Genomic DNA, 235 nt, shown 5'->3' with positions numbered 1-235 from the left:
CCAGCGCCGCCTCGACCCCCCCGTGGCCCCCTCCGATGACGACAACTCCGAAGTTTCCGGCTGTATAGCCCATCCTTTCTTCCTCCTATACCGTCTTATTTCCCAAGACAGAACTGTGAAAAAATTTGATCAATCAACGATTCGGCACCCGAATCTCCTATAATTTCACCGGGGTGCTCCCAGGCGCCCCGGATACCAATCTGAATCATGTGGTTTGGCACATGGGCATCATTGG

General features: G+C 53.6%; 1 pseudogene. It reads right to left on the bottom strand.

Annotated elements, in window-relative coordinates:
• Positions 1-95: 95 nt before the first annotated feature.
• A pseudogene (locus tag KVT34_RS32270) lies at positions 96-235 on the bottom strand (tRNA uridine-5-carboxymethylaminomethyl(34) synthesis GTPase MnmE); the annotation flags it as partial.

This window comes from Paenibacillus sp. GbtcB18, assembly GCF_019091125.1.
In the GTDB taxonomy this organism is placed as follows: Bacteria; Bacillota; Bacilli; order Paenibacillales; family NBRC-103111; genus Paenibacillus_F; species Paenibacillus_F chitinolyticus.
This window is presented reverse-complemented; position numbering and strand designations above follow the sequence as displayed.